This window comes from Pseudomonas sp. NPDC012596 (assembly GCF_042902325.1).
GTDB lineage: Bacteria > Pseudomonadota > Gammaproteobacteria > Pseudomonadales > Pseudomonadaceae > Aquipseudomonas.
In genome coordinates this window covers 117,017-133,335 of record NZ_JBIBEB010000012.1, presented here as the reverse complement: position 1 = coordinate 133,335, position 16,319 = coordinate 117,017, and the positions used below count along the sequence as shown (strand labels likewise).

The window sequence follows — 16,319 nt, the reverse complement described above, 5'->3', positions numbered from 1 at the left end:
GAGCCCTACTGATGCCCAGCCCGCGTCGCGCCGTGTTTCTCGATCACCAATCCCTGGACCTCGGTGACCTGGACCTTTCCCCGCTGCAAAGCCAGTTCGATGAGTTCGAACTGTTCGACGCCACCCGCCCGGACCAGGTGGCCCAGCGCCTGCAGGGCGCCGTGGCGGTGGTCAGCAACAAGGTCATGCTCGACGCCGAGGCCCTGGCGGCCAACCCGCAGCTCAAGCTGATCCTGGTGGCCGCCACCGGCACCAACAACGTCGACCTGGCAGCGGCCCGCGCCCAGGGCATCACAGTGTGCAACTGCCAGGGCTACGGCACGCCCTCGGTGGCCCAGCACACCATCGCCCTGCTGCTGGCGTTGGCCACGCGCCTGTGCGACTACAACCAGGCGGTGGCCGACGGCCAATGGGCCAAGGCCAGCCAGTTCTGCCTGCTGGACTTTCCCATCGTCGAACTGGAGGGCAAGACCCTCGGCCTGCTCGGCCATGGCGAACTGGGCGGCGCGGTGGCGAGGCTTGCCGAAGCCTTCGGCATGCGCGTGCTGAGCGGGCAGATCCCGGGGCGCCCGGCACGCGACGATCGCCTGCCGCTGGAAGACCTGCTGCCGCAGGTCGACGCCCTGACCCTGCACTGCCCGCTCAACGAGCACACCCGGCACATGATCGGCGCCCGTGAACTGGCGCTGCTCAAGCCGGGGGCACTGGTGGTCAACACCGCCCGTGGCGGCCTGATCGACGAACAAGCCTTGGCCGACACCTTGCGCAACGGCCACCTGGGCGGCGCTGCCACCGACGTGCTCAGCGTCGAACCGCCGGTCCACGGCAACCCGCTGCTGGCCGGGGATATCCCGCGCCTGATCGTCACCCCGCACAGCGCCTGGGGCGCCGTGGAGTCACGCCAGCGCATCGTCGGCCAACTCAGCGAGAACGCTCAGGCCTTCTTCGCCGGCCAGCCACGCCGCGTGGTCAGCTGAGCACACAAGCCGGCTCTGCTACACTGCGCCACTTTTTTCAGGAGGCGCCGTCCATGGACCCGCGCAGTGAAGTATTGCTCCGCCAGGCGGACCTGTTCCAGGGTCCGCTGCTGCTCGCCGGCGCGCCGGCTGACGACCTGCTCGGCCAGCTGCCAAAGGCCCATGGCTGGACTTGGCATGCCGGCGACCAGGCCATGCTCGATGGCCGTTTTGCCGGGCGTAGCCATTACGGCGTCGAAGTGCCGCCGGTAGCCTTCGAAACGGCGGTGTTGTTCCTGCCCAAGTCGCGCGAACTGGCGGCCTACCTGCTCAACGCCCTGGCCTCGCGCCTGGCCGGCCGCGAACTGTACCTGGTGGGCGAAAAACGCGGCGGCATCGAGGGTGCAGCGAAGCAGCTGCAAGCCTTCGGCAAGCCACGCAAGCTGGACAGCGCCCGGCACTGCCAGCTGTGGCAGGTCACCGTGGACAACGCGCCCGAAGCCAAGGCGCTGGAAAGCCTGGCCGAGCGCTTCGAGCTTGAGCTGGACGACGGCCCGCTGCAGGTGGTCAGCCTGCCCGGCGTGTTCAGCCATGGCCGCCTCGACCGGGGCACGGCGCTGCTGCTCAAGCACCTGGACAACCTGCCGGTGGGCCATGTGCTGGACTTCGGCTGCGGTGCCGGCGTGCTTGGCGCCACGGTCAAGCGCCGTTATCCACAGAGCCAGGTCACCCTGCTGGACGTGGACGCCTTCGCCGTGGCCGCCAGCCGTCTCACCCTGGCAGCCAACAACCTTGCAGGTGAAGTCATCAGTGGTGATGGGATTGATGCCGCGCCCGGCGACCTGAGCCTTATCCTGAGCAACCCGCCGTTCCACACCGGGGTGCACACGAACTATCAGGCATCGGAAAACCTGCTGAAAAAATCAGGGCAACATCTGCGAAAAGGCGGCGAAATGCGCTTGGTCGCCAATAGTTTCCTGCGCTACCAACCGCTGATAGAGGGCGCGTTGGGCAACTGCCAGACCTGCGCCGAAGCCGACGGTTTCCGTATCTACAGGGCAACACGCGGTTAAAAACAGGGCTTGCCGAAACCGTTTCGGCTAGGCAGAATCCGCTCCGTCCTAGGGGAGTAGTCTCCCGCAAGCGCCCTGCTTGCCCGGCACGCGTCAACATACTTGGCCCACAGGCCATGGCGCGTGCGACCCAGCTCTGATGAGCAAGATCCGCACAGACGGATCCAGGGTTTGACAAGACCTATGACACGCACACCTTACCCGGGGCGGGAAGGCTGTACGTGTCATAGCCGTGTCGACCCGCCCCCGTAGGAAACCTGATGCTGGAATCTTTGCTCGTCCCCACGGCGATCGTCGCCTTGGCCGAAATCGGCGACAAGACGCAATTGCTCGCACTCATCCTTGCTGCGCGCTTCCGCAAGCCCTGGCCGATCATCGCCGGTATCATCGCCGCCACCTTGGCCAACCATGCCGCCGCAGGTGCCGTGGGTGCCTGGGTCAGCGGGTTCTTCAGCGAAACCACGCTGCACTGGATCCTTGCCGCGAGCTTTACCGCCACCGCCCTGTGGACGCTCGTGCCGGACAAAATGGATGACGACGAGAACCCTGCCCGCCGCTTCGGCCCGTTCCTTACCACGCTGATCGCGTTCTTCCTGGCCGAGATCGGTGACAAGACCCAGGTGGCCACGGTGATGCTGGCTGCCCAGTACCCGCACCTGATCATGGTCATCATCGGCACCACATTGGGCATGCTGATTGCCAACGTGCCAGTGGTGCTGGCGGGTAACTTTGCTGCAGAGAAGCTGCCGCTGACGCTGATTCGCCGGCTGGCGGCGACCGCGTTCGTCGTGCTGGCGATCGTCGCCGTCTACTCGGCGATGAAGACCAGTGGTTGGGTGGGGTAACGTTCGAAGCTGGGGCTGCTGTGCAGCGCTATCGCGTCACAAGGCCGCGCCTACAGAACAGCGCGGACTTTGCAGGGGCGGCCCCTCGGCAGCTCGAATTACTTCTTGGCCGCTTCGTACAACGGCATCACTTTCGGAATCGCCGCCTGCAACGAAGCGATCCGGCTATCAGACGCCGGGTGAGTGCTCATGAACTCGGGCGGGGCGCCCTCCGAAGCCTTGCTCATCTTGTTCCACAAGGTGATCGCGGCATTCGGGTCGTAGCCGGCCCGTGCCGACAGCTCCAGGCCGATCAGGTCGGCTTCGTTCTCGTTGGCACGGCTGTTGGGCAGGGTCATGGCGTAGTTCACCACCTGGTCTGCAAGGGCGATGCTGTTCTGGCCAAGGCCAAACAACGCACCTGCGCCCTGCCGGGCCATTTCCACGCCATAGGCCTTGGACATGGCTTCACGGCTGTGCTCACGCAAGGCGTGGGCGATTTCGTGCCCGACCACCGCGGCGATCTCGGCATCGGTCAGCTTGAGCTGATCGATCAGGCCGGTGTAGACGATGATCTTGCCGCCCGGGCCGCAGTTGGCGTTGAGCTCATCGCTCTTGATTACGTTGACTTCCCACTGCCACTGCGCGGCATCGGGGCGGAACTTCGGCGCCTGGGCGATCAGCCGGTTGGCGATGGCCTGCACCCGTTTGGCATCGGCGCTGGACTTGTCCAGCACGCCCTTGGTCGAGGCTTCGCCAAGGGTCTGCTGGTACGACTGGGCGTACATCTGGTTGACCTCATCGGTCGAGAGCATGCTGAACATGTACTGCTTGCGCTCGACGCCTACAGCACCGCCGCTGGTGGTATTCACCGCCTGGCAGCCAGCCAGCAGGATGCCAGCACTCAACAGGCTGACGACAAAAGACTTACGCATGAAAACACTCCCTTTTTACATGCGGCGTATCCTAGGCCGAGTCGTCCACGGCTGCCATAGCCGCAGGTAAGATTTCTTCGCCTACGCGAGCCCTATCGCGGGCTTGCCCGCGAAGAGGCCGGTGAAGGCCACGATCAGGCCGGCGTCAGGCACTCCGGCGCATCCAGTTTGGGATCGTTGACGAAATTCGCCAACGCTCGTTCCCGCAGCGTGGCCGGCGGGCTGGCCAGCAGTTCATGCAAATGCGGCAGCGGTGTTTCAGGGTCCAGCCATGCGGCCTGCCCCGCCTCATCGAGAATCAACGGCCGCCGCTGGTTCATGGCCGCCTGGGTCACCACCGCGCAGCTCAACCACACCTGGTCCTGCACCGGGTAGGCCTCCCAGATCGCCGCGAAATATAGCGACGAGCCCTCTCCGGGCGTTAGCCAGTACGGCCGCTTGCGCACCGTGCCGCGCCACTCGTAAAAACCGTTGGCCGGCATCAGGCAACGCCGCAGGCGCAGCGCTTCACGAAACATGGGTTGCTCGGCCAGGGTTTCGGCACGGGCATGGGCAGGGGTGCGAGACAGGTCGGTGAGCCAGGCGGGGGTCAACCCCCAGCGTGCCTTGGCCAGTTGCAGCTGGCCGTCGACCTGGCGCTGGATGAGCACCGAAGCGGCGGGCGAGATGTTCCATTGCGCCGGCTGGCCGGCAGGAAAACCAGGCAGGCTTGCCAGCTCCTGGGGCCAGCGAAACAGGGCGTAGCGTCCACACATGGGCGAATTCAGAACCTAGCAGATCAAGGTACCGGGATAACTCTCCGGTTCGTCGCCGGCAAGCGGCTGGGCACCATTGTACGCATCGATCAGTTGCCGTGCGTAACCGGCCTGCTCATCGGGCACCGCCAGGCCGAGCAAGCCTTGCACCGGCAGCTCGCCGACAGCGCCCATCAGGTCGCGGCCGACCAGGTGCACCTCGACCCCCTCGCTGGCCAACATGCCCACCAGCATTTCGGCCTCAAGCAGGTTTTCCGGTTCGTAGATTCGTCGCATCAGTCGTTCTCACCGTAGACATCGAGCATCCATTCGTCGCCGTGAACCTGCAGCACGAAGCGAATCGGCTTGCAGCACACCTGGCAATCCTCGATGTACTCTTGATCGCCACCGGAAAGATCCACCGTGGTCTCGACTTCCTCGCCACAATAAGGGCAATCGTAGAACGCAGTTTCCAGCATCGCGGCCTCCGAAGTGACTTGTGCGTATAATTGCCGGTCTGTTTACAGGGCCTGCGTGTGTCCGAACCGTTTTTCGGACCCGTCCCTACCTATTACCCTAGCCGTTTCCAACAAGAGAGCATGATGGGCGAATTCGATGCCATCCGACCGTACGACGATGCTGAGGTCCCTGCCGTTCTGGCACGCCTGCTCAGCGACCCGGCATTCCTCGATATCCTCACCCACTTCCGCTTCCCGCGCGCCGCTGGCGCTTTCGGCTGGCTGCTCAAGCCGCTGATCGCCCGCCGCCTGCGCCAGGAGTTTGCTGGGGTCACCTGCGTTTCCACCTTGCAGGACAAGGTCGAGTACTACGTCGACCAGACCATCGAGCGCGCCACGGACGGCGTCACCTACACCGGCGTCGAACAGCTCAAGTCCGGCACTGCCTATCTGTTTCTGGCCAACCACCGTGACATCGTCATGGACCCGGCCTTCGTCAATTACGCGGTGTACCACGCCGGCCTGCCGACACCGCGCATCGCGATTGGCGACAACCTGCTGCAAAAGCCGTTCGTCAGCGACATGATGCGCCTGAACAAGAGCTTTATCGTCCACCGCTCGCTGAGCGGCCGTCGCGAAAAGCTCGCGGCCTATCAGTTGCTCTCTGCCTACATCAATCACTCCATCCGCAACGACAGCGCCTCGATCTGGATCGCCCAGGCCGAAGGCCGCGCCAAGGATGGTGACGACCGCACCGACTCGGCCATCCTCAAGATGTTCCACATGAGCCGCAAGGACGAACCGTTCGGCGCAGTGATCCAGAGCCTGAACCTGACCCCGGTGTCGATCAGCTACGAGTACGACCCCTGTGACCAGGCCAAAGCGCGCGAGCTGTATATCCGCGCCACCACTGGCACCTACCAGAAGGCGCCGGGTGAGGACGACAACAGCATTGCCAAGGGCATCACCGGCTACAAGGGCCGTGTGCACATCAACTTCGCGCCGCCGGTGACTGAGTTCTACGAGGATACCAAGCAGCTGGCGCAGGAAATCGACCGGCAGATCCTCGGTGGCTACCGGCTGTTCCCGGTGCACTACCTGGCCTATGCGATGTGGGGCGAGAAGGACGAGGCACTGCAGGTGCCGAGCGCCGAGCAGGTGTTCCCGGCCGAAGAGCTGGCCAAGGCCAAGGAAGAGTGGCAGCGCCGCCTGGACGCGTGCCCGCAAGAGCAGCGGCCGTATCTGGTCTTGCAGTACGCAACGCCAGTGCGCAACCAGTATCAGGTCAAGCTGCAGGCGCCGGTTGCCTGACCGAGGGCTGCTCTGCAGCCCTTTCGCCGGCAAGCCGGCTCCCACAGTGCCCGCGCTATCCTCGAGAGCGCCGCTGCACCTGTGAGGGCCGGCTTGCAGGCCAATGGCCGCAAAGCGGCCCTGAAGAATCAGACCCAGGTACTGAACCAGGACAGCAGCAAGGCCATGGCCAGGCAGGAAAAACCGAGGATGTAGTAGTAGCGCGGCACGCGCTGGTCGAACGCATCCACCACCCCTTCATCCATCGCCAGGCTCTCCCGGCTAATGGCCTCGCGGCGCCGTGCATTCTGGAGCAGCAGCCCGCCAGGGCAGGTCATCAGCAGCGCCAGCAGGTTGATCAGCTTGGTCGGGTGGGCGGCCAGAAACCCCCAGAACACTTGCAAGGACATTACACAACCTCGGTTTGAACGACGGCGAAGGCCGGCATTCTACCGAAGCGCAACCTTGGCGCCCGGGTTTGGCGACAAAGTGTCACTTAATTTCATCTGTCACATGCTCGTCATCATGACAGGCCACCCTGTCGGCCTTTTCCCGATCCGGAGCGAGTTCATGCTGCACGCCGAAAACCAGGACCGCCTCTATTTCGTTGCCCAGAGCGATGAGCAGCAGGCGCTGATCGATGGTTTTGCCATCAACGTCCAGGACCGACAGTGGCTGGTTTACTGCGCGCTGGGGGGGCATGTGCATGAGCACCTGCCAGAGGTGGACATGCTGACCGGCGTCAGCCTGCTGGATTTCCATATCGAAGCAGCGTAAGACCGTACAGGCCATAAAAAACCCGCTACCTGGTAACAGGCAGCGGGTTCTTTCAACCCGGCGAAAGGCTTATTCGCCCAGCACTTGCCCGATGGTCGGGTCCTTGAACAGGCGGGTCAACGCATCGCTGAGTACGTCACCCACCAGTTTGGTGTTGGTTTCCTGGTTCGGCGCCATGCCGAAGCGTTGGTCCAGGGAGGCGCCGTAGCGGCCACTGTAACGGCGGTTGGCGTTCGACACATCGGCACGAAAGGTCGCGCCGATGGTGGCTTCGGTCACGTACATGTTGTCTTTCGGCGACTGGTACTTGAGCTCTGCCAGGGTCACGGTCAACTGTGGCGCGTTGTAGGCATTGGGCGTAGGCGTGAAGCCCAGCAGGCGCACGGCGGCCTCGGCCTGGGCCTGCAGCTTGGGCACGACGTCATTGCCATTGACGCTGATGGTGCTGGTCTCGGGGTACATGCCACCGCGCGTACCGAGGGACTGCGAAGCCCGACCGTCGACGACCTTCACCACCACCGGCTGGCCATGGCCAACCGCAGCGAGCTGGGCGTTGAGCTTGGGTTGCGGGCTGAGTTGTTGCGGGCTGTGGGCACAACCGACCAGGCTGAGGCTGGCCACGGCCAGCACACCGAACAACAGACGTTGCAACATGCGCGTTTCTCCAGAAAATGCGGCAAAGGCCCACAGTATACCTAGCGGCAAGCTACTAGCGGCAAGCGACAAGTAAAAGCGGATCGCGCTGGGCCGGCTTTTATCTTGCCGCTTGCAGCTTGTAGCTTGGCCGCTGTTGTCACAATCGTTTCATGGCCGCACCGTTAAGCTTACGGCAAGCCCAAAACGCACAGGACTGACGATCATGGCCTCGCTCTGGACCCTGCTCTTCCAACGCCCGCGCCACAACACCTATGCCCGCCTCGACAGCGACGGCAACTGCCTGGCTTTCAAGCAATGCCGCCAGCGGCCAAGCGGCAGCAACTGGGTTCAGGTCGAGGAAATACAGCTCACCTGGCTGGGCCGCCCACTGCCCGCCAGCGCCCGGGTTTGCGCTGACGCAAGCCGCCATTGGCAGCGACGCACCCTGCCAGCCTGACAAACGCTGCAATAAAAAGCACGAATAACGACCTTTCTGCCCGCGACATCGCTATAATCTCCCCCCGATTATAAGGACGTCTCCTGATCGGGCCCCGCACTCGCCGTTTGACCCCGGCACCTTCACCGCTTCGCCCACAGAGAGCCTTCCACTCAGGTCTTGCATCGGCTGTCGTGCCTGCTTTTCCGGCCCTTCGCACTGCATGAACCTGTGGGTTGCCATCGCGCAGTCCCCTTTTGAGGTTCACGTCTCCAAAAGAGCGTGAAAAAACGGTTTTTCACAACTTCACGAGAGTGTGGCGAGCAAATGAACAGTCTGGCATGTGCAAAAGCAGCTGATGTGTCCCTTACAGCCCTGAACAGGCGGCTGAAGCGCTCATTTCACATGGGCATCTGAGGTCGCTCCATAACGCACGCATGACACCTTGACCATAAGTCGAATTGCCGCACCTGTGGCAAACGGCGTTCAATAGCTGAACCCGAAGACTGATTGGCGGTGTCCGCGGAAGTTGCAAGAACTGCGAAGAGTCGGACATGGCGATCCTGGCACCCTGGGGTCCTGTGCTGTCAATTAGGTAGCTGTAGATTGTGGAGACGCGTTAAATGGCGCAGAACGAATCGGTTGATGTAGTACTGGTAGGCGCGGGCATCATGAGTGCCACCCTGGCCGTACTGCTCAAGGAGCTCGACCCGACCCTGAAGCTTGAGGTCGTCGAGGCGATGGACTCCGGGGCCGCGGAAAGCTCCAACCCCTGGAACAACGCAGGCACCGGCCACGCTGGCCTGTGCGAGCTGAACTACACGCCGCAGGCCGCCGATGGCAGCATCGACATCAAGAAGGCCGTGCACATCAACACCCAGTTCGAGGTCTCGCGCCAGTTCTGGGCTTACCTGAGCAAGAAAGGCAATTTCGGCTCGGCCCGTGCCTTCATCAACCCTGTCCCGCACCTGAGTTATGTCGAAGGTGACAAGGGTGTGGCTTTCCTCAAGAAGCGTTTCGAGCTGCTCAAGCAGCACCACGCCTTCGCCGAGATGGAATACACCGAAGACAAGGCCGTGATGAATGACTGGATGCCGCTGATGATGCCCGGCCGCCCGGCCGACCAGCACATCGCCGCCACCCGCGTGACGAAAGGCACCGATGTCAATTTCGGGGCCTTGACCAACAAGCTGCTCAAGCTGCTGGGTGATTCGCCGGACGCACAGGTCAAGTACAGCAAGAAGGTCGTTGGCCTGCGCCGCAACGGCACTGGCTGGACCGTCAGCATCAAGGACGTCAACAGCGGCGGTAGCCGTGAAGTCGATGCCCGCTTCGTGTTCCTCGGCGCCGGTGGCGCGGCCCTGCCGCTGCTGCAACTTTCCGGCATCCCGGAAAGCAAAGGCTTCGGCGGTTTCCCGGTCAGCGGCCAGTGGCTGCGTTGCGACAACCCGGAAATCGTCAAACAGCACCAGGCCAAGGTCTACAGCCAGGCCGCGGTCGGTGCACCGCCGATGTCGGTGCCGCACCTGGATACTCGTGTGGTGGACGGCAAGACTTCGCTGCTGTTCGGCCCGTACGCCGGCTTCACCACCAAGTTCCTCAAGCATGGTTCGCTGATGGACTTGCCGCTGTCGGTGCGCATGGGCAACATCGGCCCGATGCTGGCCGTGGCCCGCGACAACATGGACCTGACCAAGTACCTGGTCAGCGAAGTGATGCAGTCGATGGAACAGCGCCTCGAATCGCTGCGCCGCTTCTACCCGCAGGCCAAGGCCGAAGACTGGCGCCTGGAAGTTGCAGGCCAGCGCGTGCAGATCATCAAGAAAGACCCGAAAAAAGGCGGCATCCTGCAGTTCGGTACCGAGCTGGTCTCGGCCCAGGACGGCAGCCTGGCGGCGCTGCTCGGCGCCTCCCCAGGTGCGTCGGTGACTGTCTCGATCATGCTCGAGCTGATCGAACGCTGCTTCCCCGAGCAGGCCAAAGGTGCCTGGGCTGCCAAGCTCAAGGAAATCTTCCCGGCTCGCGAGAAGACCCTGGCCACCGATGCGGCCCTGTACCACAAGATCAGCGCCGACAACGATGCAGCGCTGGACCTGGTGGAAGACAGCCCGGCCAAGCATTACGCCTGAACCGGCTGAAACGGAAAAACGCCCCTCGGGGCGTTTTTTTGTGCCTGCAGATTCTACCTGCAGAGCATCAGCCGCGAGCGTTGTCGATGATCTCGATGTACTCGGGCGCCGTGCGCTGGTCAGCGATCTGCTCGACGAAGGTCTTGCCATGCTCGTCCTTGCCATCGAGGTCGTAGCCCGCCTCGACGAAGAAGCCGACAAAACGCTCGAAGTCGTCTACGCGCAGGCCACGGTAAGCCTTGACCAGCTTGTGCAGCGACGGCGAGGTCACGCCATCGGCCGGTTCGAACTGGAGGAACGACTTGATGTAGTCGTCGCTGATTTCGTCACCAATCACCTGCTTCTTGTCTTTACGCATTGCCGGCTCCAACTGGACCATCACGGGATTTCGAAGGCCGGCAGTGTACCCCCCACAGGCAACGGGCCTCAACGCGTACGTACGGTCCCCGTGTGCAAGTCGGCCCAGACATGGCCGTTGGCGTAGGTCAGAAACTGCACATAGACGGTCTCGTTGCGCAGCAGGTCCATGACCACACGGTAGTCGCTGCCCGGGTAGTTCAAGCTCAGCGTACGGGACTTCTCGTCATACACCGGTTTTTTCAGGCTCTTGTTGGCTTCGCCATCGAAGTTCAGCAGCACCTGGGCGATGGTCGCGCCTTTGCTCAGCGGCTTGCCTTTGAGGCGAATCTGCAGGGAGGCCGTGATCGGGATCGGTTGCTGGTCAGACTGGCGCTGGGCGCCCACCACCACCGAATAGTCGGTTACCTGCAGCAGTTGCTGGCCGGTCGGCGCTTCCTGGCGCAGAGACTGGTCATCGGGCGGGAGAAACTGGCTGTGCAGCGGTGCCGCAGCGAGGGGCAGGCTGACCGCCAGCAGCAGGGGAAGAATCGCACGCATGTGAGGCTCCTTGGCATGAGGGAGCACTCTAGCATGCGCAGTAACGGCGGCTATCAATCGAACTGCGCGAGCATCCAGGCGTGATACTCGGCCATGCCCTCTGCACCCTCACGCGGCGCCCAGTGGGCATGCTCGCCCTCGACCAACTGCCGGTAGGGCCCAGCCTTGCACTCGAACAGAATACTGTCTGCTTCCAGCACCACCAGGGAATGGAAAATGCCCGGGGGCAGGTCCACGCCAAGGCAATCCCCCCCGGCCTCGAGCACGCGCTTGTCGGTCACGACGCCCTGCTCATCGAACATCAACAGGCCCAGGCGGCCCTTGAGCGCCAGCAAGGTCTCGGCCTTGTCATCGCTCAGGTGCCTGTGCGGGGCAATGTAGGTGGAGGGCTGCAAGCCAACTGCCAGGCGGTGGCAAGGGTCTTCCATGGCGTGGAAATTGTGGTGATGACGACCACGCGCGGAGCCTGCGGCCTTTTGTGCCAGCCCAGCGAACAGCGATTGGTCGATGAATGCAGGCTGGCTCATGATCACAGTCCTTTTACGGCGAAGATGCCGTTCGCGTTGCGCCAGTAACCTTTATAGTCCATGCCGTAACCGAAGATATAGCGATCCACGCAAGGCAGGCCGACATAGCTGGCCTTCAGATCAGGGCTGGCCTTGCGGTCGTGGTCCTTGTCGATCAGCACGGCGGTGTGCACCGAGCGCGCACCGGCATGCTTGCAGAACTCGATGATGGCGCTGAGGGTGTGGCCCTCGTCGAGGATGTCGTCGACGATCAGCACGTCACGGTCGATGAACGACACTTCCGGCTTGGCCTTCCAGAACAGCTCACCACCGCTGGTCTGGTTGCGGTAGCGCGTGGCGTGCAGATACGAGGCTTCCAGCGGGAACTGCAGGTGGGTCAGCAGTTTGCCGGCGAAGATCAGGCCGCCGTTCATCACACAGAACACCACCGGGTTCTTGTCGTGCAGGTCTTTGCAGATCTGTTCGCCGACTTTGGCAATGGCCACTTCCACTTCGGCTTCGTTGTACAGGCAGTCTGCCTCGCGCATGACTTGACGGATGTGCTCGAGATCAGCGGACATGGCGCTCTCCGGGGGGATTTTGGAAAAGCGGGCAAAGGTACCCATCCGCTCGTCACAGATCAAGCATTTATGGACTAACGTGCAAAAGGACTACACGACAGCAAAGGCTGAATAGATTAATCTAGCGCGGTTTTTTTGCCCGCCTTTCGGAGCCCCCCTATGCCCACTCGTGAGATCCGCCACCCGCTGATCCGCCACAAGCTCGGCCTGATGCGCCGTGCTGACATCAGCACCAAGAATTTTCGCGAACTCGCCCAGGAAGTCGGCGCGCTACTGACCTACGAAGCTACCCAGGACCTGCCACTCGAAACCTACGAGATCGATGGCTGGTGTGGCAAGGTACAAGTTGAAAAAATCGCCGGCAAGAAGATCACCGTGGTACCTATCCTGCGCGCTGGCATCGGCATGCTCGATGGCGTGCTCAGCCTGATCCCGGGCGCCAAGGTCAGTGCTGTGGGCGTCGCCCGCAACGAGGAAACCCTCGAAGCCCACACCTACCTGGAAAAGCTCGCGCCGGACATCAACCAGCGCCTGGCGCTGATCATCGACCCGATGCTGGCCACCGGCGCCTCGATGGTCGCGACCATCGACCTGCTGAAAAAGGCCGGCTGCAAGGAAATCCGCGCGATGGTACTGGTTGCAGCCCCCGAAGGTATCGACGCGGTGGAACAAGCCCACCCGGACGTACAGATCTACACCGCCTCGATCGACCAACGCCTCAACGAACACGGCTACATCGTTCCAGGCCTTGGTGATGCCGGCGACAAGATCTTCGGCACCAAGCAGAAGGACGCCTGACCATGCAGGACGGCTTCAACGACCCGCTCTGGCGCCAGGTCGTTTCGGGCGCACAGATGCTCTTCGTGGCATTTGGCGCGCTGGTGCTGATGCCGCTGATCACCGGCCTCGATCCGAACGTCGCGTTGTTCACCGCCGGCATCGGCACCTTGCTGTTCCAGCTGGTCACCGGCCGTCAGGTCCCGGTATTCCTGGCGTCCAGCTTCGCTTTCATCACCCCGATCATTCTCGCCAAGGGCCAGTTCGGCCTGGCCGAGACCATGGGCGGGGTAATGGCCGCAGGCTTCGTGTACACCTTCATGGGCCTGATGGTGAAAATCAAGGGCACCGGTTTCATCGACCGCATGCTGCCACCTGTGGTGATTGGCCCGGTGATCATTTCCATCGGCCTGGCCATGGCACCGATCGCTGCCAACATGGCCATGGGCAAAGGCGGTGACGGCGCCGCGCTGATGCCTTACAAGACCGCCATGCTGATTTCGATGCCGGCGTTGTTGACCACGCTGATCGTCGCGGTCTTCGGCAAGGGCATCTTCCGCCTGGTGCCGATCATCTCGGGTGTGCTGGTAGGCTTTGCCCTGTCGTTCGCCTTTGGCGTGGTCGATACCGCCAAGATCGCCGCCGCACCATGGCTGGAGATCCCCAACTTCACAGCCCCAGCATTCAACTGGCAGGCCATCCTGTTCATCGTCCCGGTTGCCCTGGCACCGGCGATCGAGCACATCGGCGGCGTGATTGCGGTAGGCAGCGTGACCGGCCGCGACTACCTGAAAAAGCCTGGCCTGCACCGCACCCTACTGGGTGACGGCCTGGCCACCACTGCGGCTGGCCTGTTCGGCGGCCCGCCCAACACCACCTACGCCGAAGTGACCGGCGCGGTGATGCTGACCAAGAACTACAACCCGAAAATCATGACCTGGGCGGCGGTCTTTGCCATCACCCTGGCCTTCATCGGCAAGTTCGGCGCGCTGCTGCAGAGCATCCCGGTACCGGTGATGGGCGGCATCCTCTGCCTGCTGTTCGGCTCGATCGCGGCGGTGGGCATGAACACCATGATTCGCCACAAGATCGACCTGAGCGAAGCACGCAACCTGGTGATCGTGTCGGTGACCCTGGTGTTCGGTATTGGCGGTGTGCTGATCGGCAGCGGTGACGGCCCGGACGACTGGGGCCTGAAGGGCATTGCCCTGTGCGCCATCGTGGCGATTGCCCTGAACCTGATTCTGCCGGGCAATGATGGCTGGAAGCACAAGAAGCTGGATGATCAGCTGCCTTGAGGCGTGCCAAGCGTTGAAACAAAGGGGCTGCATTGCAGCCCCTTCTTGATTCAGACCTTCTCGCACATCCCTGCCAGCACCCTCACCCACTCCGGGTGATCATTCAGGCACGGCACCAGCACCAACTCCTCGCCCCCCGCCTCGATGAACTGCTCCTTGCCGCGATCGCCGATCTCCTCCAGTGTCTCGATGCAATCGGCGACGAATGCCGGGCACATCACCAGCAGCTTCTTCACGCCCGCCTTGCCCAGCTCATCCAGGCGCGTCTCGGTGTAGGGCTCGATCCACTTGGCCCGCCCCAACCGCGACTGGAACGACACCGACCACTTGCCGTCCGGGATGCCCATCTTCGCCGCAAACGCCTTGGCCGTGGCCAGGCATTGCCCGCGGTAACACACCGCACGCATCTCGGCGCTGGCGTCCTTGCAGCAATCTGCCGCCTGGAAATCATGGGTGCCGGTTGGGTCGAGCTTCTTCAAGTGCCGCTCCGGCAAACCATGGAAGCTCAGCAACAGATGGTCATAGTCCTGCTGCAAATACGGCCGGGCACTGGCCACCAGGGCATCAATGTATTCCGGGTGATCGTAGAACGGTTGCAGCACGCGCAGCTCCAGCGGCAAGCCGCGCTCGGCAACGGTCTGGTTGGCCAGCGTCACCACCGTGGTCACCGTGCTGTCGGCGAACTGTGGATAAAGTGGCGCCAGCGTCACCTTACGCACACCTTGGGCTGCCAGGCGCGCAAGCACGTCCGGTAGTGCCGGCTGGCCATAACGCATGGCAACCTCGACCGGGCCGTGGGGCCAGTGCTCGACCATCGCGGCCTGCAGGCGCCGCGTCAGCACCACCAGCGGCGAACCTTCGTCCCACCAGATCGAGGCGTAGGCATGCGCCGACTGCTCGGGGCGCTTGATCAGGATCAGCGACACCAGCAAGCGTCGCACCGGCCAAGGCAGGTCGATCACGTACGGGTCCATCAGGAACTGGTTGAGGTAGCGGCGCACATCGGCCACCGAGGTGGAGGCTGGTGAACCCAGGTTGACCAGCAGCAGGGCGTGATCGGTCATGCAGCGTCCTATGTCAGAGGCGCCTGGACAGGTTGTCCAGGGCCGATTGCAGATCGTTGAACCGGAAGGTGAAACCCGCTGCCAGCAAGCGCACCGGGCGAGCCCGCTGGCCGCCAAGCAACAGGGTCGACAGCTCGCCCAGGCCGGCCTTGAGCAAAAGGCCTGGCATGGGTAACAGCGCGGGCCGATGCATCGCCCGGCCCAGGCGCCGGGCGAACTCGCGGTTGCGCACAGGCTCTGGCGCGCAGGCATTATAAGGACCGCTGGCATCCTTTTGCTGCATGAGAAAATCAATCAGGGCGACCTGGTCGTCTATATGAACCCAGGGCATCCACTGCCGACCATTGCCCAGCGGGCCACCCAGCCCAAGCTTGAAGGGCAGGCGCAGGCGCGACAAAAAGCCGCCATCACTGGCCAGTACCAAGCCGGTGCGCACCAGTACCACGCGCACACCCAGCGCCTGTGCACGCAGCGCGGTTTCTTCCCAGGCGATGCACAGCTGGCTGGCGAAGTCCTCGCGTACCGGCGGCGACGCCTCCGTCAGCTCGCGCTCACCGCCGTCGCCATACCAGCCCACGGCAGACCCCGAAACCAACACCTCAGGGCGCTGTTCGCGACTGGCCAGCCAGGCCAGCAGCTGTTCGGTCAGGGTGATGCGGCTGGCCCACAGCAGGTTGCGTCGGGCAGCAGTCCAGTGCCGGTCAGCGATGGGCGCACCGGCCAGGTTGATGACTGCGTCCACTGGCTCATCGGGCGACAGATCCTCCAGCTTGGCGATACCGCGCACGCCGCTGCCGCACAGGCGCGCAACCTGCTCGGGGCGTCGGCTCCATACGGTCAGGCGATGGCCCTGGCCTGACCAGTACTGGCAAAGATGCTGGCCGATCAAACCAGTACCGCCCGTCAGCAATATATGCATGGCTGTGTCCTCGCAGAGTCCGGCGATGG

Annotated in this window: 21 protein-coding genes and 1 riboswitch; of the genes, 9 read left to right on the top strand and 12 right to left on the bottom strand. The window is 63.0% G+C overall.

What is annotated here, in order from left to right; genetic code table 11:
* Positions 1-11 precede the first annotated feature (11 nt).
* The 3 genes from ACFY68_RS16240 (at position 12) to ACFY68_RS16230 (ending at position 2,874) form a co-directional block, all read left to right on the top strand.
* Positions 12-977 carry a 2-hydroxyacid dehydrogenase gene (locus tag ACFY68_RS16240; protein WP_346614920.1) on the top strand — a complete coding sequence of 322 codons (966 nt, stop codon included), beginning with the start codon at positions 12-14 and terminating at the stop codon, positions 975-977.
* A gap of 53 nt (positions 978-1,030) precedes the next feature.
* Positions 1,031-2,029 carry a methyltransferase gene (locus ACFY68_RS16235; protein WP_387529126.1) on the top strand — a complete coding sequence of 333 codons (999 nt, stop codon included), beginning with the start codon at positions 1,031-1,033 and terminating at the stop codon, positions 2,027-2,029.
* A 39-nt stretch (positions 2,030-2,068) separates the two neighbouring features.
* Positions 2,069-2,201: riboswitch (yybP-ykoY riboswitch) on the top strand.
* A 91-nt stretch (positions 2,202-2,292) separates the two neighbouring features.
* Positions 2,293-2,874: a TMEM165/GDT1 family protein gene (locus ACFY68_RS16230; protein WP_346614966.1), complete on the top strand. Its 582-nt coding sequence runs from the start codon at positions 2,293-2,295 to the stop codon at positions 2,872-2,874.
* 98 nt (positions 2,875-2,972) lie between these two features.
* On the opposite strand, the gene ACFY68_RS16225 is transcribed toward ACFY68_RS16230, so the two are convergent.
* The 4 genes from ACFY68_RS16225 to ACFY68_RS16210 all read right to left on the bottom strand — a co-directional run bounded on the left by ACFY68_RS16225 (position 2,973) and on the right by ACFY68_RS16210 (position 5,001).
* Positions 2,973-3,788: a M48 family metallopeptidase gene (locus ACFY68_RS16225; RefSeq protein WP_346614918.1), complete on the bottom strand. Its 816-nt coding sequence runs from the start codon at positions 3,786-3,788 to the stop codon at positions 2,973-2,975.
* 134 nt (positions 3,789-3,922) lie between these two features.
* On the bottom strand, positions 3,923-4,543 hold the full coding sequence (locus ACFY68_RS16220) for an SOS response-associated peptidase (protein ID WP_387529123.1): 621 nt from the start codon (positions 4,541-4,543) through the stop codon (positions 3,923-3,925).
* A 15-nt stretch (positions 4,544-4,558) separates the two neighbouring features.
* Positions 4,559-4,819, bottom strand: a complete 261-nt coding sequence (locus ACFY68_RS16215; RefSeq protein WP_387529120.1) for a putative signal transducing protein — start codon at positions 4,817-4,819, stop codon at positions 4,559-4,561.
* Positions 4,819-5,001, bottom strand: a complete 183-nt coding sequence (locus tag ACFY68_RS16210; RefSeq protein WP_346614915.1) for a CPXCG motif-containing cysteine-rich protein — start codon at positions 4,999-5,001, stop codon at positions 4,819-4,821. Before ACFY68_RS16210 ends, ACFY68_RS16215 begins: the two co-directional genes overlap by 1 nt.
* A 120-nt stretch (positions 5,002-5,121) precedes the next feature.
* On the opposite strand from ACFY68_RS16210, the gene ACFY68_RS16205 reads away from it, so the two are divergent.
* Positions 5,122-6,291 (top strand): 1-acyl-sn-glycerol-3-phosphate acyltransferase, encoded by a 1,170-nt coding sequence (locus ACFY68_RS16205; RefSeq protein ID WP_346614914.1) that lies wholly within the window; start codon positions 5,122-5,124, stop codon positions 6,289-6,291.
* A 128-nt stretch (positions 6,292-6,419) separates the two neighbouring features.
* On the opposite strand, the gene ACFY68_RS16200 is transcribed toward ACFY68_RS16205, so the two are convergent.
* Positions 6,420-6,680, bottom strand: a complete 261-nt coding sequence (locus ACFY68_RS16200) for a hypothetical protein (protein WP_346614913.1) — start codon at positions 6,678-6,680, stop codon at positions 6,420-6,422.
* Positions 6,681-6,840: 160 nt separating this feature from the next.
* Between ACFY68_RS16200 and ACFY68_RS16195 the strand changes: the two genes are divergently transcribed.
* Positions 6,841-7,047 (top strand): hypothetical protein, encoded by a 207-nt coding sequence (locus ACFY68_RS16195; protein WP_346614912.1) that lies wholly within the window; start codon positions 6,841-6,843, stop codon positions 7,045-7,047.
* 69 nt (positions 7,048-7,116) lie between these two features.
* Here the strand turns inward: ACFY68_RS16195 and ACFY68_RS16190 are convergent, their stop codons facing one another.
* Positions 7,117-7,701, bottom strand: coding sequence for a YajG family lipoprotein (locus tag ACFY68_RS16190; RefSeq protein ID WP_346614911.1), 585 nt, complete (start codon positions 7,699-7,701; stop codon positions 7,117-7,119).
* 205 nt (positions 7,702-7,906) lie between these two features.
* Here ACFY68_RS16190 and ACFY68_RS16185 point away from each other — a divergent pair, with 205 nt between their 5' ends.
* Positions 7,907-8,140: a hypothetical protein gene (locus tag ACFY68_RS16185; RefSeq protein WP_387529114.1), complete on the top strand. Its 234-nt coding sequence runs from the start codon at positions 7,907-7,909 to the stop codon at positions 8,138-8,140.
* A gap of 602 nt (positions 8,141-8,742) precedes the next feature.
* Positions 8,743-10,248: a malate dehydrogenase (quinone) gene (gene mqo, locus ACFY68_RS16180; RefSeq protein WP_387529111.1), complete on the top strand. Its 1,506-nt coding sequence runs from the start codon at positions 8,743-8,745 to the stop codon at positions 10,246-10,248.
* 67 nt (positions 10,249-10,315) lie between these two features.
* Here mqo and ACFY68_RS16175 read toward each other — a convergent pair whose 3' ends face one another.
* The 4 genes from ACFY68_RS16175 to ACFY68_RS16160 form a co-directional block, all read right to left on the bottom strand.
* Positions 10,316-10,606: a PA4642 family protein gene (locus ACFY68_RS16175; RefSeq protein ID WP_346614908.1), complete on the bottom strand. Its 291-nt coding sequence runs from the start codon at positions 10,604-10,606 to the stop codon at positions 10,316-10,318.
* Between the two features lie 68 nt (positions 10,607-10,674).
* Positions 10,675-11,145, bottom strand: coding sequence for a hypothetical protein (locus ACFY68_RS16170; protein WP_346614907.1), 471 nt, complete (start codon positions 11,143-11,145; stop codon positions 10,675-10,677).
* A 53-nt stretch (positions 11,146-11,198) separates the two neighbouring features.
* Complete coding sequence (locus tag ACFY68_RS16165; protein ID WP_387529107.1) at positions 11,199-11,672, bottom strand: WbuC family cupin fold metalloprotein; 474 nt, start codon at positions 11,670-11,672, stop codon at positions 11,199-11,201.
* Between the two features lie 2 nt (positions 11,673-11,674).
* Positions 11,675-12,232 (bottom strand): hypoxanthine-guanine phosphoribosyltransferase, encoded by a 558-nt coding sequence (locus tag ACFY68_RS16160; protein WP_387529104.1) that lies wholly within the window; start codon positions 12,230-12,232, stop codon positions 11,675-11,677.
* A 159-nt stretch (positions 12,233-12,391) separates the two neighbouring features.
* Between ACFY68_RS16160 and upp the strand changes: the two genes are divergently transcribed.
* Positions 12,392-13,030: a uracil phosphoribosyltransferase gene (upp, locus tag ACFY68_RS16155; protein ID WP_346614905.1), complete on the top strand. Its 639-nt coding sequence runs from the start codon at positions 12,392-12,394 to the stop codon at positions 13,028-13,030.
* Between the two features lie 2 nt (positions 13,031-13,032).
* Positions 13,033-14,307 (top strand): uracil-xanthine permease family protein, encoded by a 1,275-nt coding sequence (locus ACFY68_RS16150; RefSeq protein ID WP_346614904.1) that lies wholly within the window; start codon positions 13,033-13,035, stop codon positions 14,305-14,307.
* 50 nt (positions 14,308-14,357) lie between these two features.
* On the opposite strand, the gene hemH is transcribed toward ACFY68_RS16150, so the two are convergent.
* Together hemH and ACFY68_RS16140 are read right to left on the bottom strand one after the other, a co-directional pair.
* Positions 14,358-15,371: a ferrochelatase gene (gene hemH / locus ACFY68_RS16145; protein ID WP_387529100.1), complete on the bottom strand. Its 1,014-nt coding sequence runs from the start codon at positions 15,369-15,371 to the stop codon at positions 14,358-14,360.
* 13 nt (positions 15,372-15,384) lie between these two features.
* Entirely contained in the window at positions 15,385-16,290 is a 906-nt protein-coding gene (locus ACFY68_RS16140; RefSeq protein WP_387529097.1) for a TIGR01777 family oxidoreductase, read from the bottom strand.
* Between the last annotated feature and the right edge of the window lie 29 nt (positions 16,291-16,319).